This window comes from Arthrobacter sp. MDT2-34-1, assembly GCF_059091365.1.
Genome location: NZ_JBNHGO010000029.1, coordinates 1 through 1,538, shown reverse-complemented (window position 1 = coordinate 1,538; position 1,538 = coordinate 1). Strand labels below are relative to the sequence as shown.

Annotated in this window: 2 protein-coding genes; both read right to left on the bottom strand. The window is 63.1% G+C overall.

Annotated features, from left to right (window positions below; genetic code table 11):
- Window positions 1-141 precede the first annotated feature (141 nt).
- On the bottom strand, window positions 142-423 hold the full coding sequence (locus AC5RVV_RS17330; protein ID WP_494002600.1) for a DUF4190 domain-containing protein: 282 nt from the start codon (window positions 421-423) through the stop codon (window positions 142-144).
- Between the two features lie 256 nt (window positions 424-679).
- Entirely contained in the window at window positions 680-1,231 is a 552-nt protein-coding gene (locus tag AC5RVV_RS17325; protein WP_493986761.1) for a flavin reductase family protein, read from the bottom strand.
- Window positions 1,232-1,538 lie beyond the last annotated feature (307 nt).

Genomic DNA, 1,538 nt, shown 5'->3' with positions numbered 1-1,538 from the left:
CATGCGATGCAGGTTTTTGACAGGCCGGGAAGCGTTACGACGCGCGGGCCGGAGCCGGGCAATATGGACAGGATGGAGCCAGGGCGGTGAAGCCGGAATTTTCCGGGCTTCGCCGCCCTGGGGTCCTATGTACTGCGTGCTCTAGGCCTGGCTTGCGGCCATGCCCATGAAGCTGATGAAAAAGATGATGCCCAGGACCAGGCCGATGTAACCGATGATGAGACCTGCGATGGCCAATCCGCGCCCGCCTTCTCCGGTGCGCTTGATCTGGTTGAGGGCGATGTGTCCCAGAATGATGCCGAGCAGGCTGATGAAGAAGGATGAGACGAGCGAGGCAATCGCCAGGCCGTTCGTTCTGTTTGGCTGTGCCGGTGGATACATTTCCGGTCCGGCATTGCTTTGCGGATAGTTGCTGCTGGTCATAAGGTGTGCCTTCCGATCGGTGCGAACTTCCCCCGGCCCGCTGGATGCGGATCGTTCGCACAATGTACCAATGGGGGAGAGGCCTGACGAGGGCAGGGAAGGTTTGATCTGCCTTTATTCGAGAAGGATGTCAGGAGCCGCGGAATCCAAAGCGTTAGGCGCGTGAATTCAAAAGGCTCGTAACCTTGGGTCGCTGAGCCGTTAATGCCGTGAACGGACAGGGCGTAGGGCAGGCACTCCGGAAGGCGGTGTCTGTTTACTGCCGGGTCTGTGATCCGTTCCGGGAGCGTAGGGCGGACCATGGGTCCAGGGCGTAATAGGTTCGGCGGTGGTAGAGCAGCGGCGCGGCGAACGAGCCGCCGTCGAGCACCTGGAGGACCTGGGCGGCCACGACTGTGCCGGTTCCGGCGGGCATCCGGTCAAGGGGCCTGCACCGAAGGACAGTGCCGACGCCGCGGATGATCGGTTCGCCCGCTGGCCCTGGATACCAGTCCATGTCGAATCCGAAGCGGCGCGAGCCGGGCCGTGCGAACAGTTCGGCAAGTTTGTGGTTGGCGGTGGTGAGCAGGTGCACGGCAAGGCCTCCACCTGCCAGCAGGGCGGCTCCGGACTCGCTGCCGGCGGCAATGGAAAACGCGAGGACAGGGGGTTCGGCGGACACGGAAATCACCGAAGACGCGGTGATTCCTGCCGGCCCGTGCGGTCCGGCAGCGGTGACAATCGAGACCGGCGCGGGATGGGCGGCGAACGCGTCGCGGAAGGCCGCGGCAAGGTCCGGGAGCGGGGTATCCTGCGGCAATGCTGCCATCACGGCTCCTTCCAGCGGGCCCGACGGTCCGGAAGCACTTACTGGGCCCATGCTAGGACTGCGCAGCCCACCGCGCCAGAGCCCGCGTCGGCCCGGAGGGGAGCTGGCGTACCGGTCTCAGGAAAGGATCGTCTGTTGAGACGGCAAGTTCTCCGCAGCCGCCGTCGCTCGAAATGAGACAAAGTGGCGCTTTCTGGAGAGCCTGCCTCGTCTCATTAATATGTCTTACTTCTGATATTCTCAGGAATCGGAATTATTGCCTTTGATGGGACTGCGGGGGAGCGGCATGGCAAGCATCGGATACGCC